Source organism: Streptomyces sp. NPDC059256 (assembly GCF_042753785.1).
Classification (GTDB): domain Bacteria; phylum Actinomycetota; class Actinomycetes; order Streptomycetales; family Streptomycetaceae; genus Streptomyces.
This window is the reverse complement of record NZ_JBHYZO010000007.1, coordinates 192,338-214,783: the sequence shown is the minus strand read 5'-3', so window position 1 is coordinate 214,783 and position 22,446 is coordinate 192,338. Positions and strand designations below refer to the sequence as shown.

The window sequence follows — 22,446 nt, the reverse complement described above, 5'->3', positions numbered from 1 at the left end:
TGCTCCGGGGTCGGCCGAACCCGTCCGTTCCGGTCTTCCTTTGGGCCATCTCGCCACAGCACAGGGGCACTTCAGCAACCCCCTGGGCGTTCAGGTGTTCGGCGGCGACATAGGCTCGCGGTCAGCCGTGTTGCGGGAGAGAAGGGAAGACCTGATGAATGCATTACTCCACTGGGGCGAGCAGGCAGCCTGCCGGGCGACGGACCCGGAGTCGCTGTTCGCCGAAGCCGCTCAGCAGAATCGGGCCAAGACCGTCTGCGCACCTTGCCCCGTACGCACCGAGTGCCTCAGCGAAGCCCTCGACAACCGTCTGGAGTTCGGTGTGTGGGGCGGGATGACCGAGAGGGAGCGGCGAGCCCTGCTGCGTCGCAGGCCGGACGTCACCTCCTGGCGCAGGGTTCTGCGTGCTGCTCACCACGGCCACCGGCAGGCCAGCCCGGACTGAGCGAGCCGGTTCGTGCTGCCACGGCTGACGATCAGTAGACGGGGTCGTCCTCAGGGCGCAGGCGGACACCGGGCCTGGTGTTCAGTGACCACATATGGGTGCAGCCAGGACATTGCAGATGGACCACAGGTCCCCTGTTGGAGATCAGATAGCGCCAGTGCAGGGAGCAGTTCCTTCCCTCGGCGCAGACCGCGCAGGCGCGGGCGTCGTCACAGGCGGGGCAGTCCACCCAGGCCCGGCGAGCGATGTCCGCCTGCGGATCAATGGGCAGGCGCACGACCCGACCCCTCTCCCGGCAGAACACCCGCCGCCACGAGCAGGTCGTAGGTGCGCTGCTGCTCGCCGTCGAGACCCGAATAGAGCAGCGCGTACGCCTCGTCCTCGCCCTGGAGGACGGCCAGCGGATCCCAGTCCGCCCCGAGGGCGGCGATGACCTCGGCCCGTCGCCGGGACTCATCGACGGAGAGGTCAAGGGTGAACGGAATGATCTCGTTGTTTCTGTCCTGGTTCATCACTGGGCTTCCGATGTGTGGACGGGGCACATCTAGCTCTACCAGAGGAGCGCCAGCTCAAGGAAGGGTGCCCTAAGTTGCAAGGTGTAGGTGGGTGGATACGTTCCGTTCGGCACGCGGTGAACCACGCAGGAGGGCCCGGAGGTTGCTGGTGCCGAGTGCGCTCCTGCACTGCCGGCGAGTCGGTGTGTTGTGACACACCTCATATCCACCATCCATTCCGCACTCCGCTGATGATCTGGGGCGCGGACGGTGTTGCGTTCGGAGCGGATGCTCCGAGGGGTCATCGGCGTCCGTCCGTGTCTGGAGGCCGCGAGATGTTCGTGCCGGATCCCTCGTGGTGGGGTGTCGTGTGCGGTCCACGAGGTGCGCGATCAGCCGTCGAGAAGTGAGGGTACGGGCCGGGTGTCCGGCCTGCCGGGGGAGCGGTGTCCGTGCGCCGATGGGCGGGCCGGAAGTGCACCCCGCCCCCATGGGTGCGGCTGTTGAGGAGCGAACCCCTCAACACGAGCTTCTTTCTAGCGAATTGCATATTTCTGCACTTCGCTAGATGCTGTGGGGGCTGAGCTCGCGGCGGAAGCGGGCGCAGTGGGACGCCCCGGCCCGCCCGGGTGGCGAAAGGAGTCAGCGAACGTGCCGGTTCCGCTGTATCAGGCGAAGGCTGAGTTCTTCCGGATGCTGGGACACCCCGTGCGCATTCGGGTGCTGGAGCTGTTGCAGGACGGGCCGATGCCCGTGCGTGACCTCCTGGCCCAGATCGAGATCGAACCCGCCGCGCTCTCCCAGCAGTTGGCCGTGTTGCGTCGATCCGGGATCGTGACCTCCACCCGGGAGGGGGCGACCGTGGTCTACGAACTCGCGGGCGGTGATGTTGCGGAGCTGATGCGGGCGGCGCGCCGCATCTTGACCGAGATGCTGGCTGGACAGCACCAACTGTTGACCGAACTCAGGGACGCCGAGGTCACCCCCGAGTGAGCCACATACCTGAGAAGCGCCCTGGCCCCTAGGGGCCGTGCCCCTTCCCCAGCGTCTCCTCGCCGGGCGCGGTGTGGTCCGTAGGTCGCCATCCCCCTCGCATGGCGAGCCGGCTGGAACGAGCTGCTACCTGAGACGGCACCGCCCATGTGCTGCGCCTTCGAACATGACCATGCGCTTGGATCGGCCCACGATCCAACGCCAGTCGGTTCGCCGCCCCCCTTCCCGGCCCACCCCCACCAGCATCGAAGAGGCCGTACGCATGACCGATCCCCTCCGTCTTCGGCGTGACCAAGCACCCACAGTCAGCGGTCCCTTGCTTGTCGAGGGCCCGCATCGTCCACCTGCCCGCAGTGTGAGTCGGGGCACCCTCGACGGCTCAGCCCGGCGCATCCCGCACTGCCGTCCGACCCCGCGGGCACGTCGACTCTCTCCTGCGGGGCTGCGATGATGACCGGGCTCGCGGGGCTTCCCGCACTGCCCCACCGGCTCGTACTGAGCCTGCCGGCCAAGGGCCACGCCGTTCGTACCGCCCGTGAGACCACCGAACAGATCCTGGTGCAGTGGGGTATCGGGCTACGGCATCCGCACATCGGTCCGGCACTGTTGGTACTCGCCGAACTGGTCACCAACAGTGTGCGACATGCTGCCGAGCTCTCTCCCACCATCACCGTGCTCCTGGCCGCGGGCCCCGAGACACTGGCCTTCGCCGTTCACGACAAGCACCCTCATCGGCCCGAGCTGTATGGGCCCGGGGCGAGTGCATCCGGCGGTGGACTGGCCACGGTGACCGAACTGATCACCGGTCTGGGGGGAACGGCAGCGGTGCACGGTGATGCGAAGGGACCGGGCAAGAGCGTGTGGATCACGGTTCCCCTGTAGTCGCGAGGCTGTCGCGGCGAGACGAAGCCGTACGCCGCAGCGGTGGCCCCTCGGGGTCAGGAGGCCCCGTCGAGTTGGGCCAGCAACTGTCGTGCCGTCACCGGAGCGCCTTCCGGTGCACCCCGGCCGGTCAGAGCAGTGGGCAAGGGGGCCAGTCCGAGCAGACCGCACACCAACGACGTGGTGATGTGTTGCCAGGTGCGTGCGTCGCGGACCATGGCATGGCCTCCCTTCGGCATGCTGACCCCCAGGGTGTTCGCGCCCGCATGCTCTGCCCGAGCGAGGTACTCCCAGGTGTCCTCGGCCACCGTGACCCGATCGCTTCCGTCGTGCAGTGCCACCAGGTGCCGATCGCCCACCTCGGCAACGGGTTCACCGGGCGGGCACCAGGGCGCCAACGCCACAACGCCCTTGATCTGTGCCTCACCCGCCAACCGAAGTGCGGCCCGTGCGCCCATCGAGTGGCCCACGAGGACCACCGGCACATCGCCCGCCGTATCGACGACGGCCCGCAGGGCCTGCCGAGCGTCCGGTACGGGATCCTCCCGTACTCCGTTCCAACCGCGATGGCGGTAGCGCACCCTTCCGACCAGGACCCGGTCGTTGCGCGTCGCGCGCATGATGCTCGAAGCGAACGGTCTCAACCGGACGGCAGGAAGGTTGACGGTGGGAGGCGCCTCCAGGGCATCGGCACGGCCTCCGTGCAGCAGCAGGACGGCTGCCCGCGGGCTCGGCGGCAGCCGGCGGATCACCAACGCTCCCTCGGCGGAGTGTCGGGGCGGACGGGATCGGTCGGGCTTCTGCGATGGTTGCACGGGCTCAGTCCTAGGTCGGGTCTTCGAAGTCCCGTCTGTCTGTCGTGCCCCGCGGGCGGACGACGCTACCTCGAAGGCGCTCCCAACAGTTTTCCGGGGTGCACAACGGTCCGTCAGTAGTTCTGCCACTCATGGCGTGTGTATTCGAGTACCGAGGGGTCCATCAGGGTACTGGGTCGAACGTCCAAGGGGCGCCGGTCCCGTGGGAAGACCGTCGAAGCCGCGAGCACCTCTCCGTCCAACGAGCGCAGCGATGGCGCGTCCGCAGCCAGCCGAGGGGAGGACGGCGCACGCTCGGTGGGCAAGGTGGCGAGGACGAACCCCCAGTTGCCGAAGCTGGGCACATCCATCTGGTAGGCGGTCGTCCCATAGCCGGCCGCGCCGATGGTGGTGACGATGGACCAGTACGCCTTGGGGGCGAAGAAGGGCGAGCCTCCTTGCACCACGATCTGTGAGTGGGGATGCAGGACGCGGCCCAGCAGATGGTAGAACTCCACGCTGTACAGCTTGGCCACTGCCGCGGTGTCCGGGTCCGGGAAATCGATCACCACGGCGTCGTAGCGCTGCTTCGCGTCCCGTAGCCAGTTGAACGCGTCCGCGTTGACGACCTGGGCGCGCGGGTCGTCGAGCGCGTGCTCGTTGAGTTCGGTCAGGGGTCCGAAGGAGCGGGCGAGCCGGGTCATCGACGGGTCGAGATCGACCAGCGTCACCCGGTCGACGTCGTCGTACCGCAGGACCTCGCGCAGGGCCAGTGCATCGCCGCCCCCCAGGATCAACACCGAGGAGCGCTTGCCGGACAGGGCCGGATGGACGAGGGCCTCGTGGTAGCGGTACTCGTCGACCGAGGAGAACTGGAGGTCGCCGTTGAGGAAGAGCCGGGTGTCGGGTTGTCCGGTGAAGGCGGTCGACTGGGTGACGACGATGTCCTGGTAGGGCGTGGTCTCGGCATGGACGATCGGATCGCGGTAGAGCTGCTGGCGGGCGGTGACCTCGATGTCGTCGGCGAGGACGTACACGGTTGCGAGTACGCCGAGTACGGTCACCATCGCGGCGAGCAGGGCTGCCTGTACGCCCCTGCGCGTCTCACGGCGGAAGATCCACAGCACCACGACTACGCCGGCCACAGCATTGACCGACCCCACCACCAGCGCGCCCTTGAGCTGGCCGAAGGTGGGCAGCAGTAGGAGGGGGAAGCACAATCCCCCCACCAGAGCCCCGACGTAGTCGAAGGCGAACATGTCGGCCACCGCACTGCCGGCCTCCTGGCGCCTGATGCGCTGGAGCAGCGTCATCAGCAGGGGAATCTCCGCACCGATCAGAAGACCTACGGTGAAGGAGATCGCCACCATGGCGGGCATGTAGATGCGCAGCCACGCGAAGCACACATAAAGGATCAGTACCGACAGGCCACCGACGAGCGCCAACAACACCTCGACGAGCGCGAAAGCGCCGACCGCACGTCGTTGGAGCGGTTTCGCAGCGAGGGAACCGATTCCCATCGCGAAGACCATCACGGAGATGACGACGGAGGTCTGCATGACGGAATTGCCGATGAGATAGCTGCCCAGCGCTGCCAGGGCCAGTTCGTAGACCAGGCCGCAGGCAGCGCAGACGAAGACCGCGAGCAGCAGCAGGAACCGTACTCCCCGACCGTGGCGAGGTGGCACCCGCTCGGTGGCGGAGGGAGCGTGCTCCAGCGTGATGGTGCTCATGGCCGTCAGGAAACAGCGGCGCCGACCATGACGGCCGTGCCCAGGTACATGGCTGCCTGGACCCAGGCGGCGGGGTGGGGGCGCTCCCCGTTGTCGTCCAGCACGGCGGCGCCCAGACGGCCGGGCGTCAGCAGCCCGACGATCAAGGAGATCAGGGTCATGACCACAACACCAGCAAGGCCGTAGAGCAGGGTGCTGAACAGGCCGTAGCCCAGACCTTGTTCGGATTCACTGGCCCGGATGGACTGCTCGATCACGAGACCGATGGCTATCGTCTGGCCGCCGAGGAGCACGGCGGCGCCCCGGTTGCGTTCCGTCCACACCACATGGAAGAGCTTCCCGGGGGTGACGAGGTCGAGCGCGATGAATCCTGCCACCATCACGATGAAACCGATGAGACCGTAGAGCAGGGCGATGCCCGCCGATTCGAAGATCTCTGCCACAGGATTGCCTTTCGGGTACGTCGTCGAGGAGTTCGGGAGGAGAGAGGGGGAACGGGCTGCTGGGGACTACTTGCCGGAACCCGGGCCGCCACCGCGGAACTCATTGCTGTCGGGGGCCGGCCAGGCGAGGCGGAGATGCGGGTTCCAGCGTGCGTAGCCGACGGCGTAGTCGACGACCTCGATCAGGCTGCCCTTCCTCTGGGGGCTGATGGCCACGATGTCGTCGCGGTACATCAGGAAGACCCGGCCGTCGTTGTCGCGACGCTTGCGGGCCGCGGTGTGGCCGTCGATCTCTGTGGCGACCTTCCCCACCGGGTCGGTGCTGTCGAGATAGCCCGTGTTGGACGGGGAGTACTGCTGGGTTATCCAACTGTGGGGCACGTCGTTGTGTTTCGGCTTCTTCGCCGAGCCACCGTCGGAACACGCGGTGAGTGTCACCGCGGCCAGGAACATCGCACTGATGCAACGGGCGGACTTCATCGGGCCTCCAGCCGGGTCTGCGTCGCCACGATCTGGCGGCTCTGCGGGTAGGTGTGCCAAGTGCACCAACTCAACCCCGTGGCGTGTCGGTCCACGGTGAGCGCGGTCACCGCTTCGTGGAAGCCGGGGAAGATGCCGTACAGCGCCCGCGGATGTGCGTCCGCCCGGCTGCGTATCTGTTCGACCCGATCAGTGAACTCCTCGGCGGTGAGGTGTTCACAGCGGGCGGTGAAGCGATAGTTCCAGTGGTCGAAGGACCGTACGGCCGTGTTCGGCAGGCCGCCGGTGACACCGGGCAGACAGGCGACGGTTTCCTGTACGGGGCCGGCGAAGACCTGATGGGAGGCGCCGAGCAGCCTGAGTTGCACGGCGAGTCCATCGACCGTGAGGTCGCGCACGGCGAGTGCCTCGTGAGCCGGCCAGCCCAGCGTGAAGGAGAGTTGGTCGGCGTCCGTGTCCAAGTACGGTGTGGTGAGGGCTATGCCGCTCATACTGTGCCGCTCATGCCGTGCTGCCCGTGCCGTCGGCCGTTGCCACGAAACTGCCGTGCCGAGGTTCGCGTCCCACTGCGTCACGCACAGCCGGGGACACCACCGGTGCGAAACCGAAGCCGGTGAACTTGACCTTGCATGGTGATCCCCCGAGGTGAAATGTGCGGCAAGCGTCGCTGAGTATCGCACAGGGAATCGCATGCACCAGCGAGGGGAACCCTCGGCGGTTCGGCGCTTCTTGCGCCGTCCGGTCCCGTTTCGGCCCCAGGAACCTTGGGCTCTGCGGTCATGCGCGGGTCTCGACGAGCGCTGCGGGGAGCCCGGGGCACAGCGTGCGACTACCTGGGATAACGCAATGCCGCGAGGCAGGACCACACGGTGTGTACTGGCGTTGGGGCGGCCGCCCGCGCCGCCGACGAGGCGGGCGGCCGAAGGGAGGCGCCTCAGGGGTGAGCGTCCCCCATCGCACTCCGGGGTGAACTCGCGACCGATTGACGGGGTGTCGATGGGGAGCGCGCCGGCGGCGCCCCGCCAAGCGGTGGCATCACCCGGGGATATACGTGATCGTCCTGTGCGGGCGCGCTCGTCCGGATCCGTCACGCCGAGCGTGCGTGCACCTCACGGGACCCGCTGGACCGACAGGGGTCCCAACGGGCGCTTCCCCGGACTCTGTCTAGGGCTTGGTCCACGGCGTACAGGCGGTGTCGGCTCCCGCCGGCCCGGTGCACACCCGATAGCTGAGCACCGGCGCGCTGGGGGCCATGCTCTGCTCCCCACAGCCGGAGGTGACGCCGTTGGCGTCGTTGATGGTTGCCGTGACCGTGCTTCCGGAGCTGCTCTGGTACGTGTAGTGGGTCCGTACGCCCCAGTTGTCGCTGAACGTGTCGCACGCGTAGACCCGCAGTCCGTCGCCACCAGCGCCTCCGTACCCGCGAGCCTGACCGTTGGCCTCGACGGTCCGCTCGCTCGCCGCGGCCGGGGTCATGGTGAGGAGCAGGGTGCTCGTGACGGTGAACGCCATGAGCAGGGTTCTGGTCGTACGTCGCATTTCGGGTTCCCCTCGTTAGGTCCGCTCCCCGGTGCCGGGCGGCGACAGACATCGCCGTGTCAGCTGTCTGCTGGACACCGGTCCTGCTCCGTGCCACGCCCTCGTTGAACGACACCCTCCAGGTGCCCGGACAGATGGACGCGCACCGGGGAGCATTGGTCGCGCAGGGACGCATGAACCGCGTTCACCCGGCCGGTCACCTTCCTGCCTGACGTGCGGGACAAGTGTTCCCCTCGGCCGGACCTTGGTCGGATCTCGGGGCCGGCGCACGGGCGGGCGGGCCGGTCGAGCCGGTGCCTTAGGTCATCAACGGTCCTCGAACCCGTCGTCCCGCTGCCCTGGAGCGGGCGCGCGGTGGCTCTCCACCTCCGTGAGCACCCGGTCCAATCGACGAGAACGGCGAAGGAGCAGCGGGGACCGAGCTCCACCGAAGGCGAGGAGCGTGACGGGGATCAGCCGGCCGCCCAGGACAGCCAGGGCAATCGTCCAGGGCGGGATGCCCACCAGCGCGCACATCACCACGGCGGCCCGGGGCGTCCAGGGCAACAGGGAGAGGGCGGCCACGGCCCAAGCACCGTACTGAGAGATGAGCTCGCCGACTTCGCGCAACTCCTCGCGCTGGGGAGCCAACCCCCCGAGGGTGCTCAACAGCCATGGCCCCGCCCACTGGAGCACCAGAGCGGTGAGGAAGGCACCCATGGCCGATGCGAGGACGAAGGTGAAAGCGATCGTTCGCCAACGTCGCGGATGGAGTGCCGACAGCCCCATCAGGAGCAGCTGGTTCGGCAGCACGGGCAGGGCGTAGTCGCTCAAGGGGAAGACGGCGAGGGTCGGGAGGAACCACGGTCTGTGCGCAGCACCGTCGAGACGTATCAGGAGCCGGCCCGCGCGGCTGGGATGTCCGACCTCGATGGTCGTGGGGGCCTCAGCCATGGCGCATCGCCCGGTATCCGAGCGAGGGAGCGACTCTCATGAGGGCCGGGAGGAGGCGTGCCTTGCCGACGTAGATCTCCGCCCTTCCCCGCCGGAGGCCGTCGATCACCGAGCCTGCCGCTCGCGCCGAGGTGATCTTTCCTCGACCCCGGCCGGCCGTCATATCGGTGTCGACCAGGGGGAGGACGGCGTCGACCACCTGTATGTGGGGGACGGCGCCCTCGCACTGGTAGCGCAGTGCGCGGGTGAAGGTCCGCACCCCCGCCTTGGCGGCGCAGTACACGGGGGCCGAGCGTTTCGGAATGACGGCCAGCCCACTGCTGATGTTGACGATCGCCGCCGAGGGTTGTTGTGCGAGGTGGGGTAGGAGCCCGGTGGAGAGGGTGATGACCGCGTCGAGATTCACGGCGAGCTCACGACGCAGCACCGGCCGGAGCTGTTGGGGGTCGCCGGTCAGGAAGTCGCTCAGGTTCTGTACGCCCGCATTGTTGATGACGATGGACAACCCGGGGTGCCGACGGGGCAGTTCGTCGATGTACGTGTCCACGGCTTGGGAGTTCGAAAGGTCGACGACGTCCGTCGACACCAGGGCGCCGTGCTCTGTTGCGAGGTCGGCCAGCGCCTCGGGGTTGCTGCCCACGGCCACGACATGGGCGCCGAGTGCGACGAGTTGGCGGGTCAGCTCTCGACCGATGCCGCGGGCGCCGCCCGTGACGAGGGCCGTCGTGCCGGTGAGTTCCATCGAGTCCTTCTCTTGCGGGTGCATGGCTCTTACGGGTGTGTGGTCTCTTACGGGTGTGTGGTGCGGGTGGGGGTGTCCGGCGGCGGCGAGGGGCGAAACGCCGATCGATAGGCCGCAGGTGTCATGGCGGTGTGACGTTTGAAGCGACGGGTGAAGTGGGGCTGGTCGGCGTAGCCGCAGGCGAACCCGATCACCCCCACGGGGTGTCCGCTGTGCATCAGGAGCTCGGCAGCGGCCTCCGTGCGCAGGCTGCCGAGAAGTTCGCTGAAGCCGCCGGCCCCCCTGAGCCGTCGTTGGATGCTCCGTACGGGAAGGTGCAGTTCGGTGGCGAGGTCGGCGAGCGTCCAGCGCCGGGCGAGATCGGTGCGGAGCAGTCTGCGGGTCCGCGCTGCCGGATCCGTACCGCGGTCCATCGTGGGGACGTGGACGTCGCGGGCGACATCGGACCAGGTGAACCGCCAGAGGCCGCTGTCATGGATGGGTGGTGCCGCGGTGCAGGCGCCGTGTGCCACCACCGTCACCGGCCGGTCGCGTCCCACGGTGACGGTGACGTCGCGCGCACCCGTCAGGGACAGCAGTGCGCTGAGCACGCCCAGTACCAATGCGTCCTCGGCCGGCTCGGGCGGTGCGGAGGCCGGCCCCACGTGCTGCGCGACCAGTTGCCCGGCACCGTGCTCCAGGATCACCACACGATGACGGGAATGGGTGAACCGCTCCAGCCGCTGCCACCGGTGGAACAGATCATGGGGGTCGACGGCGCTCAGGAGTGCGGAGACGGCGGGGTCGGCCGGGTGCGCCGAGAGCAGCGATCCGACCCGCAGCAAGGGCAGCAGGCCGTGCTCGTCGGCCACGGAGGTCAGGAATCGACGCTTGGCCTCGAAGGGCAACAGGGCGCCGTCGCCGGTGGGGGCGACGGTGGGTATGCCCTCGGCGGCCAGTGCGCCCTGGACCAGCCCGACCAGTCGGGCACTCGCGTACTCGTCCATTGACAACCCTCTCCTCTGCCACCCGGTGAACACGCTACGTCCAGGGTGGGGAGGGTGTCTTGAACGATCGCGCCACCGTGCTCGGGCGGATTCGGGGTGTCACGGCGATGTCCTACAGAGGGCCGACCGAACAACGGCCCGCGCACGGGGAGACATGGCCACGGTGGGTTCGCGGTGTGTTTGCCTGCGCCGACGGTGCGTCCGCCGGCGCAGGCGTTGTGTCACGTCTGGGCGCCGCCCCCGCCGATCAGGAAGTCGCCCTGGGTGCACCAGGCGGTTGAGGTGCCACCGGACGGTACGAGCGCACCGAAGTTGCGATAGGTCTCGATGTCACCCTTCTGGCAACTCACGAATGCGCGGAACGGGTGGCCCTCGCAGGTGACGGCCAGCCCCTCACTGCCACCGTTGGTCAAGAACACGTACTCGCACGGGTCGACGGCCGCCGCGGCCTGGGTGGGCACGGCACCGGCCCATGCCGGCCCCGATGAGACGAGGAGCCCGCTCGCGCCGAGAGCAAGAGCTGTGGCGAAGGCGGCGACAGTGCGTCGGATACTCAAAACGACCTCCGAGAGATGAAGCACGAACGCCCACGCTCCATCACTGAGAGTGCTGGGGTGGGCGCATAGCGGGATCACTATGCCTGACCTCTTGGGTGGCCTGGGGACCGTGCCGCAGCCCGTGCTCGTGCTCCGGGCTCTCCTCGGGGCGTGCTCATCGACCTGTGGTGAAGGCGCTCATCGACTTCGGTACGGCCCGAGTCGGTCGGCACGGCGCTCATGGATGCCCCGTGGCCGGGGCCATGGCACCGAAAGCGGTCGAAGGTCTCTCCGGTCCCGTCCTACGGCTCCTCCACCCGGGCCTGGCGTCGCTGACTTCCGCGCTCATGGGGTCGGCACGTGTAACCGTGGTGACCAACTTCAGCCGCTCGGGGGACAGTCGGCACGCCGTCGAGTGAGGCCCCGCACTCTTTCGGCTGAACCGCGACCCTCAGTCGGCCACTGGCCGCGCCTTGCGGTTCCCCACCCGATCCATCGGGGTGCGGCGGCTGAGCGCCGTTGAGGGTGGTGGCGTCGACAAGGCACCCACGATGACCGAATCCACCACCCTGCGCACGGCCGTGCCATCGGGTGGGGTGCCCGTACGGTCGGCGAAGAGCATATGAGCGGCTCCGATCAGGGTGGCGGCGAGGACGTGGAGGTCGCACCCGGCGTCTATCCGACCCAACTCGCGTTCGGCGGCGAGGTAGGAACCGAGCATCGCGGCGGCCTCCGTGAGCACCGGGATGCCGGTTGGTGTCGTCGGTCGAAGTCGAACGCGGAGTTCGTCCCGAGAGATGACGAGGGAGACGATCGCCACCGCAACGGACTCGAAGAGATCCGTCAATGCAACGGTGAGGTGATCGCAGACGGCACCGGTTCCGGCCGAGGCGAGCAGGGCGGTGGCGTCCAAACGGGCGATGCGGTCACGCACCAACTCGGCGAGGAACGCGTCGAAGTCGGTGAAGTGCCGGTGGAGCACCCCCTTGGCGCAGCCTGCCTCGGTGGTGACCGCCCGGCTGGTCAGCGCGCTCGGCCCGTCCCGCAGCAGTACGCGTTCGGCGGCGTTGAACAGTTGCTCGCGAGGATCCCGGATGGCCACCCCTGTCGGCACGTTGTGACTTCCTCTCCTTGAGTTTCCATCACCGGTCCGATTGACGGGCGGGCGTTCACCACAGCATAGTGGGCACATGCCCACTATGGAGCCGGAGCCCACGCCCGGCATCGCACCGGCACCCCACCAACACCGGCGTACAGCAGGTTCGTTCGGCGCCGATGCCGAACGCTACGACCGGACCAGACCCGACTATCCCGGGGCGATGGTCGAGCGCATCGTCGCCGCTCTCCCCGAGTCGCCCCGGGTACTCGATGTGGGGTGTGGCACCGGCATCGCGGCCCGGCAGTTCCAGGAGGCCGGTTGCCGGGTACTGGGTGTCGACGTCGATGCTCGGATGGCCGACCTGGCGGGTCGGCGCGGACTCCGGGTTGAGGTCGCAGCCTTCGAGTCATGGGATCCGGCGGGCCGGGAGTTCGACGCGGTGGTGTCCGGGCAGAGTTGGCACTGGGTGGACCCGGTGGAGGGAGCCACCAAGGCCGGGCAGGCACTGCGGCCCGGTGGCCTGTTCGCCGTCTTCTGGAACGCGGGCCGCCCTCCGTTGGAATTGGCGCGCTGTTTCGCCGAGAGCTACCGGCGGGTCGCACCCGAGTCGCTCGCCGCCCGTTTCTGGGCGAGGCCGGCCGAGGATGCGTACGCGAAGCTCTGCACCAAGGCAACAGACGGAGTGCGGGAGGCCGGTGTGTTCGGCCCAGCGGAACGGTGGCGGTTCGATGGGGAGCGGTCGTACACCTGCGAGGAGTGGCTGGGCCAGCTCCCCACCACGGGTGCTCATGCGCAGCTTCCGCCCGCCCTGGCCTCGCAGGCCGCGGCCGAGATCGGCGCTGCCATCGAAGCGGCGGGCGGGGCTTTCACCATGCGCTACGTCACACTGGCGGTCGCCGCCGTGCGTTCGGCGACCGGCTGACTCGGCGCAGTCGTGGGCACGGACCCCAAGGGGATAGCACCGCGACGGTGGGCGGGCTGGTCCTCATCGAGTGCGACGAGGACCAGCCTCGACCGGATTGCCCGGCGGGTTGGGCCAGCACGCCCAGTTAGCGTCCAGCGCCTTCTGAGGCGACAGCCCGGCTTCCAGGAAGTCCCCGCGAAGCACGCTTCGACGAAGGAGAAGGCAGTCTCGGCCACGAGGTCACGGCGGATGAGGATATGCACACCTCGCATGTGATGCGCGAGGTAGTCGTGAGCGTCCGTCAGCCGTCCAACGAACGACCGCACGGTGGCGGGCCATGGCTCGCCACCGTGCGGTGGTAGGAAGGGTCGGACCGGGTTGGCAACGGCGAGAGCAGATGACCGGTCAGGGCATTGCTCCTGATGGCCCCCGGCCGATGCCATCGGCCCGACCGGGGGAGTTCTCCGTCCCGGTCAGGACGGTGGGGCCGTCAGGGGGTACAGGAACAGGGCGACGAGCCGGTGACGCGCACGTCGTCGATGACGGGCCCGTAGGCTCCCGGCGAAGTGCTGGCGAACCCGAGGGTCGTCGTCGACGCGTTGGCCACGAACGTCACTTGCCGTTGTACATAGCCCATGGCGGCACGGGTCTTCCCGGTGGAGTCGAACGAGAAGTCCTGGAAGTTCTGACCGTCCACGAGGACCCTGCCGGTCTTCACCGCCGGTGCACCCTCCGGGTTGGCGGCCAGCGCATAGGTGACCGTGTAGGTCCGACCCGGGGTCGTGGTGAAGGTCTGGGTCACCGTGCCCGCCTGGGTTGCATTGAGGTCGACCGACTGACCTCCCTCGGCCGCCTGCCAGAATCCGTCGCCGATCAGGTCCACGCCTCCGGAGGTGACCTGCCAGGGCCCGATCGCCTGGCCGCTATTGACCGTGGTGAACGAGTTCGCCGGCGCCGTGGGGTACTCGAAACTGCCGTCGTCGAACCGGCTCACCGCCGCCGCCGACGGGGCGGCCAGCGCGGCACCCGAACCGGCCATGAGAATTCCTGCCGCAACGGCGACGACCAACGAACGCGCAACCTTCATGAATGCCTCCTGAAGAGAATCAGCTTGCCGTTCAACACGATCAGCATTCCGGTCGGCCGGAAGGGAGGGGAAGAGCCCTGTTCAGGCGTGCGGGAGTACGGCACAGGGACGCATGGTCCTGGACCGTACTCGTGTGCTCCAACAAGCCGGGTGGGTCCACCGCGACCACACTTGCGATGCCGGCGAGGCGTCCGGGGAAACAGCTCCGGGCGTGCTATGCGGACGGAACGGGACGGATGGGAGTCGTGGTGCTCGCGCTTCGACTTCCTCCACGGGGAAGCCGCTCCTCGTGGCAGAGAAGGCCATTCCTCCCGGCCCGACCGCAGCCCCTTCGCACGCGATCTCGGCCGTCACCTGTCTGTCGGGCGAACGCGTGCCGGGCCGCTGCCCCGACTACCGTGCTTTGCCAGGCGCCCCCCACCGAGGTCGGCTCCATGCTCGGATGCCGGGTGCTCTGCCCACCGGACCGTCGTCGGTGTGTGTCGCGTGCTGCGGACCGGTGGGCCGTCGACGGATGACTACTCGGTAGCGATGCCGCGTGCCGCCAGGATCTCCAGCTTGTTGGGAACGGCCAAGATCCCTTCCTCCGCGCCCGCTATGCACTTCAGGTTCGGCAGGAGCGCGAGGTCGTCGAGGGAGCGGACATCGAAGAGGTCGTCCTCCCCGTCCCACATCGGGGCGCACTCGTTGTAGACCTCGTTGCCACCGTCCGCTATCAGCACCTCGACGCTGGCCAGCAGTTCGTCACTGATCTCCAGTGCTTCGAAGAAGGTCCGTGCCTCCGGGAGCACGGTATAGGCCAGGTCCTTCTCGACGGCGTAGCCGAAGGGGTTGTCGACGCCGAGGCGCTCGGCGAGATGGAACTTCGGGGTGAGTGTCTCGTCCGAGTACATGAGCTGTTCGACGACGAGGAGTTTGAAGTTGAAGTCGGTGAAGGTGGTCATGCCCTCAACGTAAGGCACAGCAGTGACACCGGGCAGTTACGCAAGTCCGGTCCCCTCGTTGGGAAGGCCCCAACATGGTACGCCCGCCGGGCCGGTCCTGTTGGCACATGGGGGCAGTGGAGGGGCTGGGGCTGGCCCGACGGATCCGTCGGCGGGGACCGGCGCGGGTCGGGACCGGGGCCGCTCTGTCATCCGGGGCTGACCCCGCTCCAAGCCGGTGAACCGGCGGGCATCGCGTCCATCAACCCCGCCCGCGAGGGATACGACCTCCTCGGCACCCGAGCGGCACGCCATACCCTCGTGCCTCTCCGCGCGGGCGCTGCCTTCCTCACCCCAGACCATCGAGTCCCGCCCGGACCAGTTCCGCCCGAACCAGTCCCGCGCCGTTGAGTCTCGCCCGGTTCTCCCGGGCGGTCGCGATGTGCGGCTCACCAGCGTGGAGATCTTCTTCGAGACCGTCGGAGTCGCCACTCCGGGAGAGCACCATCTCCTGCACTTCAGGGCTGCCTCGGACCACGGGCGTTCGCCCACTGACCGGTGCCCGCCGACGGAGGTGCGTTGTGTGGCGTCCGTCGACCGGCCCGGGCTCTTCCACGGTGTGCTTCGGGACCCTGCCCTCGGCCGGCATCTCTCCCGTGCACAAGAGCGCCACCTGGGCTCCCTCTCCTTCCCCGACCGGCTGCCGGAGGTGACGCGCATCCTTCTGCTCTGCGGCTACGAGGTCTGCTGAGGCAGGGTGAAGGTGTGGTGGGAGCGGTGAGCAGTCGACCCGCGGGGGAGTAATCGCCTCCGTCAGGCCGACTGCTCCGCGTTCGGCCTTGCTCGGCATGAACGGACTCCGCGCTGGACGACGTGGGGCCCTACGCCCACCGCGGAGCCGACCGTGTCATGGGTCGGCCGACGGACGTGCCCGTCGGCCCGAGCGGCTCAGAGGTCCAGGACGAGTCGATCGCTCTGACAGCGCCCGACACAGATCATCATCGTGCGCCCGGCAAGACGTTCCTCGTCGCTGAGCACCGAATCCCGGTGCTCCGGCGTACCGGCGAGGACACGTGTCTCGCAGGCTCCGCAGTACCCCTTCTCGCAGTCATAGGACAGACCGGTCACAGCCTCGCGCAGGACCTCGATGAGACGGCGGTCGGGGGGCACGGTCAGCGTGGCTCCGGTGCGCGCCAGCTGCACCTCGAAGCTCCGGTTCTCCGCGGCGTCGAACGCCGTTTCCAGGTCGTCGCCGGCGGCGAAGCGCTCCAGGTGCAGCCGGTCGCTGAGATCCAGCCGGGCGCACTCACGCTCGACGGCCGCCAGCATCGGCGGCGGCCCGCACGCGTACACCGCGGTGTGTGCGTCCAACTCGCCCAGCAGACGGGGGAGGTCCGGCAGGCCCGCCTCGTCCTGCGGGAGCAGGGTGAGCGCATCGCCGGCCAGCGCGGCGAGTTCGTCGGCGAATGCCATCGTCGAGCGGGTGCGTCCGCCGTACACGACGGTGAAGGGAGTGCCGCGTCCCGCCGCATCCCGAACCATGGCGAGGATCGGTGTGATCCCGATGCCGCCGGCGAGGAACAGATAGGACGGGGCCTCGGCGAGCCGGAAGTGGTTGCGCGGCCCGCGTACCGCGAACGTCGCACCGGGGCGGGCGAGCTCATGGAGTTCGGTCGAACCCCCCCGACCCAGGGGCTCTCGCAGAACGCCGATGCGCCACTTCGTGGCATCGGCGGGGTCACCGCAGAGGGAGTACTGACGCAGCCGTCCCGAGGGCAGACGCAACTCGATGTGTGCGCCGGGCCGCCATGGGGGGAGCTCGACTCCGTCCGGGAGCCCGAGGCCGACGGCGATGACGCCATCGGCCGCGGCGTGCACGTCCGTCACCTGAAGCGGGGTGGGCGTGTTCAGCGCGCGTACCGTGCCCGTCGTCGCTGCCGCCCGGGGGCCGGGCGTGAAGACCGCAGGGGCCGCGTCCCAGCCGGACTGGTTGCCGCGCGTGGGGTAGGGAACGAGTCCCTCCTCGATCACCCGGTAGTCGGGCAGCCGGGTGAGGACCTGCATCATCATCGCGCGGAACATGGCTCGGGCGAGATGGGCGCCGGCGCACCGGTGGGTGCCGATCCCGAAGCTGAGGTGCCGACTGGCGTCGCGGTCGAGCCGAACCAGCTCGGGCTCGGGGAACACCGCGGGGTCGTGGTTCGCGGCGACCCAGGGGATGAGCACCCGGTCGCCCGCCTGCATCGGGCAGCCGCCGATCTCCACGTCCCCGGTGACGGTGCGTGCCATCGACTGCGAGGGGGCGAACGCGCGGAGGAACTCCTCGGTCGCTCCGTCCAGCAGATCGGGGGAGTCGATCAGCCGCTGGAGCTGCTCGGGGTGGCGGGCGAGGTGGACCAGCGTCGACCCCGTCAGGGACGTCGTCGTGTCGACGCCGCCCGCGATGAGCAGGCCGATCACCGACACCAGCTCATCCTCGTCGAACTCGCTGCCGTCGGCGCGCCGGCCGGCCACCAGCGTGCTGACCGCATCGGCCCGGGGCGAAAGGCGACGCTCGGCGATCAGTTCACGGATGCGCTGGTCCATGTAGGCCAGCCCCGCGGCCCCGCGCACGGCGCGCTCGCTGCCGGCCGGTGCCGCGAAGATGTCGTGGATCGGCCCGGCCAGCTTCGCCCAGTCCTCCTCGGGGAAGCCCAGCCAGTCCAGGGTGACCGCTGCCGGCAGCGGGTTGGTGAGGTCACGGACGAAGTCGCAGGAACCGAGCTCGATGAAGTCGTCCACGACACGGGCGGCATGGCGCTCGATCATGGGTACCAGTTGCTCGACCGCCTCCGGGGTCAGCAGCGGGTTGATCAGTTGCCGGTACTCGGTAGCACGCGGTGGGTCGAGCTCGATCGGATACTGTTCGAGCCCCGGCCCTTTGGGGATGACGATGCCGACCCCCTGCCCGCCGTGGTCGCTGCGGGCCGAGGAGAACGTCGCGTCGTCGCGGGCGATGCGCGCCACGTCGGCGTACCGGGTCGTGTAGTGGAAGCCGCCGTGGGATGTCGAGCGGCCCACCGGGCAGCTCTCACGGAAGCCCGCATAGTAGGCGACCGGATCGGCGTTGGCCTCGTCGGAGTGGTGGTCGAAGTCGATGTCGGCAGACATGGTGGCACGCTCCACGTGCTCGGAACTGTGCGCGGTGTTGTCCGGCCGCGCCACCGGATGTCAACGGCCTCATCGGCGTCGGTCACCCTAAGGTGTGCCGCTGAGCTTGACAACGTTTTGCGAGCAAATGTTCAGAAGGTCAGCACGGCTTTGCCGACCGTGCCGGACCGGACTGCCGTGACGGCTTCGTTGATCTGCTCGAACGGGAAGTAGCTGATCATCTTCTCGACCGGGAACCGGCCCTCGGCGTTGAGCTCCAGCAGTTGCGGCAGGAAGAGTTGCGGCACGCTGGACCCGGCGACGATGCCGGTGACCGTGCGTCCGTTGAGGATGCTGCGCCAGTCGAAGCTCATCGACTCGCTCGGGCCGACGCCGATGACACCGGCGCGACCGAGCGGCCCGAGGGCCTCCACCGCCGTGCGCAGGACCTTCTCGTGCCCGGTCGTGTCGATCACGAAGTCGAACCCCTTCGGGACCAGGGCGGTCAGTTGCTCGGCGGTCCCCCCGGCCGATGAGTCGACCGTGTGGGTTGCTCCGTAGCCACGGGCCGCCTCCAGCTTGGCCGGGTTCACATCGACGGCAGCGATCACCTTGCAGCTGCTCAGTGCGGCGGCGATGATGGCGGCCACACCGACGGCCCCTGCCCCGAAGATCGCTATCGACGAGCCCGGGCGGGGTTGAAGCACATTGAGCACACCACCGGCCCCGGTCTGGAATCCGCAGCCGAAGGGGCCGGCCCGCAGCAGGTCCCAGGACGGGTCCATCTTGACGACCGCCCGCTCCGGTGCGACGACATGGCTGGCGAACGACGACTGGCCGAGGAAGTGGGCATTGACCTCCCGTCCCTCGTGGGTCACCGCCGTGGAGCCGTCAGGGCGGCGGCCGGAGAAGTTCACCGCGTCGAAGCTGCGGCAGTAGGCGGGTGAGCCCGTGCGGCACAGGGCGCACGTACCGCAGGAAGTGAAGGACATGGCGACGTGGTCACCCGGGCGTACGGAGGTGACGTGTGCACCGACCCGCTCCACGATGCCCGCCCCTTCGTGCCCGAGCAGAGCCGGCGTGGGGAAGAAGCCGGCGAACTCAAGGTCGGTGCCGCAGATGCCGACCGCGGCGACGCGGACGAGCACCTCGTCCGGGCGGGGATCGTCCAGGTCCACTTCGGTCAGGACGAACGGCTGTCCGGGCTGCTCCAACAGAGCGGCGGTGGCGCGCACAGGGCCTCCTCAGTGACTCACAAAGCGAGACTGCATATTGACATGCGGGACAGGGTCGGTCAATGTTCCCCCATGGCGGCTGTTGACTTCCCTCCTTCCCAACACTTCATCGACGGCGAGTGGGTTGCGGCCCGCGACGGCGGCACACTGGACGTCCTCGACCCGGCCACCCAACAGGTGATCACCGAGGTCGCCCGGGCGGGCGGCGCCGACGTCGACGACGCGGTCACCGCGGCGCGCCGCGCCTTCCCTGCCTGGGCTGCGACCAATCCGAGCGAGCGCGGGGCGCTGCTGAGACGCTGGGCCGACCTGATCATCGCCGAGGTCGAAGCGCTCGCGTCCATCGAGGCACAGGACGTGGGCAAACCACTGTCCGGGGGCCGGACGAACATCTACATCGCCCACGGCATCATCGACTACTTCGCCGGCGCGGCCGACAAGCTCACCGGAGTCACACTGCCCACCCGCAGTCCCGACTACCTGGGCTACACGATTCCCGAGCCGTACGGCGTGTGCGCGATCGTCATCCCGTGGAACGTTCCGGCCGTGCTCACCGCCGCGAACGTCGCGCCGGCGCTCGCCGCGGGCAACACCGTCGTCCTCAAGCCGTCCGAGATCGCGCCGCTGGCCCCGTTCGCACTCGTCGAACTCGCGCGCCGCGCCGGCTTCCCACCGGGAGTGATCAACGTTGTGGCGGGCCTCGGCCCCGAGGCGGGCGTCGCACTCACCTCGCACTCGGGCGTCGACCACATCAGCTTCGTCGGCTCCACCGCCATCGGGCGGGCGATCATGGCGGCTGCGGCACAGAACCTCGTGCCGGTGAAGCTGGAGCTCGGCGGCAAGTCGCCGAACGTCCTCTTCGCCGACGCGGACCTGGACACGGCGATCCCGGCGATCGTCACCTCCATCACCGAGAACGCGGGACAGAACTGCTACGCCGGATCCCGACTGCTCGTGGAGGCATCGGTGCATGACGAGGTCGTGGAGCGGGTCGCCGCCGCCATGGCCAAGGTCAGGACCGGGCCCTGGGAAGCCGACCTGGACATGGGCCCGTTGGTCAGTGCCACTCAGTTCGACCGCGTCAGCGATTTCCTTGCCCAGGCGCCTCGCGAGGGGGCTCGGCTGGTCACCGGTGGTGAACCCGCCGACGAGGGGTGGTTCGTCCGGCCGACCGTGTTCGACCAGGTGGAAGGGGGGATGCGCATCGCCCGTGAGGAAGTCTTCGGCCCGGTTCTCGCCGTGCAGTCGTTCCGTGACACCGCCGAGGCGACCGCATTGATGAACGCCACCGACTTCGGCCTGTTGGCCTGCATCTGGACCAACGATGTGTCGCGGGCGCTGCGGCTGGCGAAGGAGGTCCGCTCCGGACAGGTGGCCGTCAACCAGTTCCACGACGCGGGAGTGATCGGCTTTCCGTTCAACATGCAGAAGGACAGCGGCTTCAGCCGGGGCGGAGGATACGCGGCGCTGCGTGAATACACCCAGGAGAAGGGCGTGGCCATCCGACTGCTGGACCGCTGAGACCGGACACCACCGTCGGAGCGTGGTCCGGACAGGCCCTGGAGGGGCGGGTCCGGACCACGCATCCGTTGGAGCGCGGCGGGAGTGACTCGTGGGCGTGCGCTGCGGTGTCGAGCGCACGGTTGTGAGTTCCGTACACCTCTGTCTACCGTCGGCCGACCCGGGCCCTCGCCGTACACAACGGTCGGCCTTGTCATCGGGTTGTGGTCCGGACAGCGGGTGCGCCGGCCGCGGGGGTGGGGATCGACGGCAACGACCGCCGGCCGGTGCCGTACCGCACGACGAGGATTCCTGCTTGCCCTCGGCCCAGGGCCATCGTGCCGGACCGGGCACCCCGTGCAGGAGGAGAGGCGCACGGTGTGACCGGCGGTTCCCGGCGACGTCGAGTTCGCCCATGTACCGAACCGGTTGCGCCTGCTGACGGGCGATGAGTCCCTCGGTGGCCACACCTGGGCGACCTCGAAGAGTGCCTTCTGTCTCTACGCCTACTCGCCCATGGGATGGCTCCATCCCTCTCCGAGACGACTCGTCCCCCAACCGACTCGTCCCCAGTGCGGGTTGCGGCTCATCGATGTTGTCCGGCTCGGGCAACTGCCTCCCCTGCGGGCTGCGTGGGGCGTACGTGGCCACGCACCGCGGGCCGATTCGGCGGCAGTCCGGAGCCGATGTCGGCTCTGCGCTCCTGGCCGGCCGGGCGGGACCGTTGGCAGAGCATCTTCGAACCACACTCCGCACCATGACCGGTGGGCTTCAGGATGCACAGGATCAAGGGCATCCCGGCATTCCCCCACGGAGACTCGCCTGTCGCCACCGCGCGGAACCGCCCCCGGTGCTCACACGCCTCCCGTGGGCCCCCTCGCCGCCGACCAGCTGCTGCGCGCTGCTTCCGAGCCGCCCCTGGCCGAGCAGCGGACCGGCACTCTCGCCAGGGCTTGCAGCTCAGGCACGGAACCGGCATTTCGCTCTCCGTCGCGACTCCGCGCACCCCGCTGCCGCCCACCTCTCCACCGGCTTTCGCCCTACTGCCACCTGGCCTGTCGCTTTGTGAGCAGGTGAGGAGCCGACGAAAAGAAGATGTGGTGCAGGAGCGTTGACACCACCGTGCGGCGGCGGCAGAGTACCTCGCAATACGTTCCACCACCTCGCAATGCGAGATGGTATGGGTGAGGAGGCTGCCCGGTGCAAACCATGGCGCAGACCGATTTCGGCGGGCCCGAGGCGGTGTTCCCGCAGGACGTCCCAGAAGCGATCAGCGGATCGCGCGACCTCGTCACCCCTGGCGCCCACCGGCATCACCGTCCGGCGCTGGAGGACGCCCGGCGCAACACCGAACGCGCCGGTGAGTCCGTTGTGAACGTCACCACCGCAGAGATCGCCGAGTACATCAAGGCCGCGGCTGGCGAATTACCACCGCTGCCGAAAGGCCCGTTCCGCTGAGTGCCGTCCATACGAGGTGATCGGCCGCGACCACAACAACCGCTGCCCGGCGTACACATCGTGCGCGCCGAAGCCATCCGCACCACCACCGACGACCCCATCAGGCCCGCC

24 protein-coding genes and 1 pseudogene are annotated in these 22,446 nt (G+C 68.7%); 7 read left to right on the top strand and 18 right to left on the bottom strand.

Going from position 1 to position 22,446, the window contains the following annotated elements; genetic code table 11:
- Positions 1-154 precede the first annotated feature (154 nt).
- Positions 155-445 carry a WhiB family transcriptional regulator gene (locus ACFXJL_RS18495; protein ID WP_329012940.1) on the top strand — a complete coding sequence of 97 codons (291 nt, stop codon included), beginning with the start codon at positions 155-157 and terminating at the stop codon, positions 443-445.
- A gap of 31 nt (positions 446-476) precedes the next feature.
- On the opposite strand, the gene ACFXJL_RS18490 is transcribed toward ACFXJL_RS18495, so the two are convergent.
- On the bottom strand, positions 477-722 hold the full coding sequence (locus ACFXJL_RS18490) for a hypothetical protein (protein WP_358881537.1): 246 nt from the start codon (positions 720-722) through the stop codon (positions 477-479).
- On the bottom strand, positions 706-957 hold the full coding sequence (locus ACFXJL_RS18485; RefSeq protein WP_358881538.1) for a DUF6400 family protein: 252 nt from the start codon (positions 955-957) through the stop codon (positions 706-708). Before ACFXJL_RS18485 ends, ACFXJL_RS18490 begins: the two co-directional genes overlap by 17 nt.
- Before the next feature lie 633 nt (positions 958-1,590).
- Here ACFXJL_RS18485 and ACFXJL_RS18480 point away from each other — a divergent pair.
- Both ACFXJL_RS18480 and ACFXJL_RS18475 read left to right on the top strand, forming a co-directional pair.
- Positions 1,591-1,932 (top strand): metalloregulator ArsR/SmtB family transcription factor, encoded by a 342-nt coding sequence (locus ACFXJL_RS18480; protein ID WP_358881539.1) that lies wholly within the window; start codon positions 1,591-1,593, stop codon positions 1,930-1,932.
- A 447-nt stretch (positions 1,933-2,379) separates the two neighbouring features.
- A complete protein-coding gene (locus ACFXJL_RS18475) occupies positions 2,380-2,814 on the top strand; it encodes an ATP-binding protein (RefSeq protein WP_384643487.1) in 435 nt (144 codons plus the stop codon).
- A 56-nt stretch (positions 2,815-2,870) separates the two neighbouring features.
- On the opposite strand, the gene ACFXJL_RS18470 is transcribed toward ACFXJL_RS18475, so the two are convergent.
- From ACFXJL_RS18470 to ACFXJL_RS18420, 11 genes are all read right to left on the bottom strand, one after another.
- Positions 2,871-3,566 carry an alpha/beta fold hydrolase gene (locus ACFXJL_RS18470; protein ID WP_384693642.1) on the bottom strand — a complete coding sequence of 232 codons (696 nt, stop codon included), beginning with the start codon at positions 3,564-3,566 and terminating at the stop codon, positions 2,871-2,873.
- 176 nt (positions 3,567-3,742) lie between these two features.
- Positions 3,743-5,341 carry a polyamine aminopropyltransferase gene (locus ACFXJL_RS18465; protein ID WP_384693639.1) on the bottom strand — a complete coding sequence of 533 codons (1,599 nt, stop codon included), beginning with the start codon at positions 5,339-5,341 and terminating at the stop codon, positions 3,743-3,745.
- A gap of 5 nt (positions 5,342-5,346) precedes the next feature.
- A complete protein-coding gene (locus ACFXJL_RS18460) occupies positions 5,347-5,784 on the bottom strand; it encodes a DUF350 domain-containing protein (protein ID WP_358881542.1) in 438 nt (145 codons plus the stop codon).
- A gap of 66 nt (positions 5,785-5,850) precedes the next feature.
- Positions 5,851-6,264, bottom strand: a complete 414-nt coding sequence (locus tag ACFXJL_RS18455; protein ID WP_384693636.1) for a DUF4247 domain-containing protein — start codon at positions 6,262-6,264, stop codon at positions 5,851-5,853.
- A complete protein-coding gene (locus tag ACFXJL_RS18450; protein WP_358881544.1) occupies positions 6,261-6,755 on the bottom strand; it encodes a DUF2617 family protein in 495 nt (164 codons plus the stop codon). Before ACFXJL_RS18450 ends, ACFXJL_RS18455 begins: the two co-directional genes overlap by 4 nt.
- A gap of 673 nt (positions 6,756-7,428) precedes the next feature.
- Positions 7,429-7,803, bottom strand: coding sequence for a hypothetical protein (locus ACFXJL_RS18445; RefSeq protein WP_358881545.1), 375 nt, complete (start codon positions 7,801-7,803; stop codon positions 7,429-7,431).
- Between the two features lie 306 nt (positions 7,804-8,109).
- The gene (locus ACFXJL_RS18440; RefSeq protein ID WP_358881546.1) at positions 8,110-8,736 is read right to left on the bottom strand and encodes a VTT domain-containing protein; all 627 of its coding nucleotides are present in this window, start codon (positions 8,734-8,736) and stop codon (positions 8,110-8,112) included.
- A complete protein-coding gene (locus ACFXJL_RS18435; protein WP_384693632.1) occupies positions 8,729-9,502 on the bottom strand; it encodes an SDR family oxidoreductase in 774 nt (257 codons plus the stop codon). Before ACFXJL_RS18435 ends, ACFXJL_RS18440 begins: the two co-directional genes overlap by 8 nt.
- Before the next feature lie 23 nt (positions 9,503-9,525).
- On the bottom strand, positions 9,526-10,464 hold the full coding sequence (locus tag ACFXJL_RS18430; RefSeq protein ID WP_384693629.1) for a helix-turn-helix transcriptional regulator: 939 nt from the start codon (positions 10,462-10,464) through the stop codon (positions 9,526-9,528).
- A 221-nt stretch (positions 10,465-10,685) separates the two neighbouring features.
- Positions 10,686-11,021, bottom strand: a complete 336-nt coding sequence (locus ACFXJL_RS18425) for a hypothetical protein (protein WP_329012905.1) — start codon at positions 11,019-11,021, stop codon at positions 10,686-10,688.
- Positions 11,022-11,451: 430 nt separating this feature from the next.
- Positions 11,452-12,114: a TetR/AcrR family transcriptional regulator gene (locus ACFXJL_RS18420; protein ID WP_384693626.1), complete on the bottom strand. Its 663-nt coding sequence runs from the start codon at positions 12,112-12,114 to the stop codon at positions 11,452-11,454.
- Positions 12,115-12,190: 76 nt separating this feature from the next.
- Between ACFXJL_RS18420 and ACFXJL_RS18415 the strand changes: the two genes are divergently transcribed.
- Positions 12,191-13,021: a class I SAM-dependent methyltransferase gene (locus ACFXJL_RS18415; RefSeq protein ID WP_384693623.1), complete on the top strand. Its 831-nt coding sequence runs from the start codon at positions 12,191-12,193 to the stop codon at positions 13,019-13,021.
- Positions 13,022-13,493: 472 nt separating this feature from the next.
- Here the strand turns inward: ACFXJL_RS18415 and ACFXJL_RS18410 are convergent, their stop codons facing one another.
- A complete protein-coding gene (locus tag ACFXJL_RS18410) occupies positions 13,494-14,090 on the bottom strand; it encodes a choice-of-anchor C family protein (RefSeq protein WP_358881551.1) in 597 nt (198 codons plus the stop codon).
- Between the two features lie 518 nt (positions 14,091-14,608).
- Positions 14,609-15,034, bottom strand: coding sequence for a DUF6892 domain-containing protein (locus ACFXJL_RS18405; RefSeq protein WP_358881552.1), 426 nt, complete (start codon positions 15,032-15,034; stop codon positions 14,609-14,611).
- A 421-nt stretch (positions 15,035-15,455) separates the two neighbouring features.
- Between ACFXJL_RS18405 and ACFXJL_RS18400 the strand changes: the two genes are divergently transcribed.
- Positions 15,456-15,764 carry a hypothetical protein gene (locus ACFXJL_RS18400; RefSeq protein ID WP_384693619.1) on the top strand — a complete coding sequence of 103 codons (309 nt, stop codon included), beginning with the start codon at positions 15,456-15,458 and terminating at the stop codon, positions 15,762-15,764.
- Positions 15,765-15,961: 197 nt separating this feature from the next.
- Here ACFXJL_RS18400 and ACFXJL_RS18395 read toward each other — a convergent pair whose 3' ends face one another.
- The 3 genes and pseudogenes from ACFXJL_RS18395 to ACFXJL_RS18385 form a co-directional block, all read right to left on the bottom strand.
- On the bottom strand, positions 15,962-16,924 hold the full coding sequence (locus tag ACFXJL_RS18395; RefSeq protein WP_384693948.1) for a PDR/VanB family oxidoreductase: 963 nt from the start codon (positions 16,922-16,924) through the stop codon (positions 15,962-15,964).
- A 147-nt stretch (positions 16,925-17,071) separates the two neighbouring features.
- Positions 17,072-17,599: pseudogene (locus tag ACFXJL_RS18390) on the bottom strand (cytochrome P450); the annotation flags it as partial.
- Positions 17,600-18,294: 695 nt separating this feature from the next.
- Positions 18,295-19,377 carry an NAD(P)-dependent alcohol dehydrogenase gene (locus ACFXJL_RS18385; RefSeq protein WP_384693616.1) on the bottom strand — a complete coding sequence of 361 codons (1,083 nt, stop codon included), beginning with the start codon at positions 19,375-19,377 and terminating at the stop codon, positions 18,295-18,297.
- Positions 19,378-19,449: 72 nt separating this feature from the next.
- On the opposite strand from ACFXJL_RS18385, the gene ACFXJL_RS18380 reads away from it, so the two are divergent.
- The gene (locus tag ACFXJL_RS18380) at positions 19,450-20,898 is read left to right on the top strand and encodes an aldehyde dehydrogenase family protein (RefSeq protein WP_384638833.1); all 1,449 of its coding nucleotides are present in this window, start codon (positions 19,450-19,452) and stop codon (positions 20,896-20,898) included.
- Positions 20,899-22,086: 1,188 nt separating this feature from the next.
- On the top strand, positions 22,087-22,335 hold the full coding sequence (locus tag ACFXJL_RS18375; RefSeq protein ID WP_384693612.1) for a hypothetical protein: 249 nt from the start codon (positions 22,087-22,089) through the stop codon (positions 22,333-22,335).
- Positions 22,336-22,446 lie beyond the last annotated feature (111 nt).

Excerpts from the sequence above, each read along its gene's own strand:
- ACFXJL_RS18495 (WP_329012940.1), top strand. The coding sequence starts at position 155 with ATGAATGCATTACTCCACTGGGGCGAGCAGGCAGCCTGCCGGGCGACG.
- ACFXJL_RS18485 (WP_358881538.1), bottom strand. The coding sequence starts at position 957 with ATGAACCAGGACAGAAACAACGAGATCATTCCGTTCACCCTTGACCTC.
- ACFXJL_RS18475 (WP_384643487.1), top strand. The coding sequence starts at position 2,380 with ATGATGACCGGGCTCGCGGGGCTTCCCGCACTGCCCCACCGGCTCGTA.
- ACFXJL_RS18465 (WP_384693639.1), bottom strand. The coding sequence starts at position 5,341 with ATGAGCACCATCACGCTGGAGCACGCTCCCTCCGCCACCGAGCGGGTG.
- ACFXJL_RS18455 (WP_384693636.1), bottom strand. The coding sequence starts at position 6,264 with ATGAAGTCCGCCCGTTGCATCAGTGCGATGTTCCTGGCCGCGGTGACA.
- ACFXJL_RS18450 (WP_358881544.1), bottom strand. The coding sequence starts at position 6,755 with ATGAGCGGCATAGCCCTCACCACACCGTACTTGGACACGGACGCCGAC.
- ACFXJL_RS18445 (WP_358881545.1), bottom strand. The coding sequence starts at position 7,803 with ATGCGACGTACGACCAGAACCCTGCTCATGGCGTTCACCGTCACGAGC.
- ACFXJL_RS18440 (WP_358881546.1), bottom strand. The coding sequence starts at position 8,736 with ATGGCTGAGGCCCCCACGACCATCGAGGTCGGACATCCCAGCCGCGCG.
- ACFXJL_RS18435 (WP_384693632.1), bottom strand. The coding sequence starts at position 9,502 with ATGCACCCGCAAGAGAAGGACTCGATGGAACTCACCGGCACGACGGCC.
- ACFXJL_RS18430 (WP_384693629.1), bottom strand. The coding sequence starts at position 10,464 with ATGGACGAGTACGCGAGTGCCCGACTGGTCGGGCTGGTCCAGGGCGCA.
- ACFXJL_RS18415 (WP_384693623.1), top strand. The coding sequence starts at position 12,191 with ATGCCCACTATGGAGCCGGAGCCCACGCCCGGCATCGCACCGGCACCC.
- ACFXJL_RS18410 (WP_358881551.1), bottom strand. The coding sequence starts at position 14,090 with ATGAAGGTTGCGCGTTCGTTGGTCGTCGCCGTTGCGGCAGGAATTCTC.
- ACFXJL_RS18405 (WP_358881552.1), bottom strand. The coding sequence starts at position 15,034 with ATGACCACCTTCACCGACTTCAACTTCAAACTCCTCGTCGTCGAACAG.
- ACFXJL_RS18380 (WP_384638833.1), top strand. The coding sequence starts at position 19,450 with ATGGCGGCTGTTGACTTCCCTCCTTCCCAACACTTCATCGACGGCGAG.
- ACFXJL_RS18375 (WP_384693612.1), top strand. The coding sequence starts at position 22,087 with ATGGCGCAGACCGATTTCGGCGGGCCCGAGGCGGTGTTCCCGCAGGAC.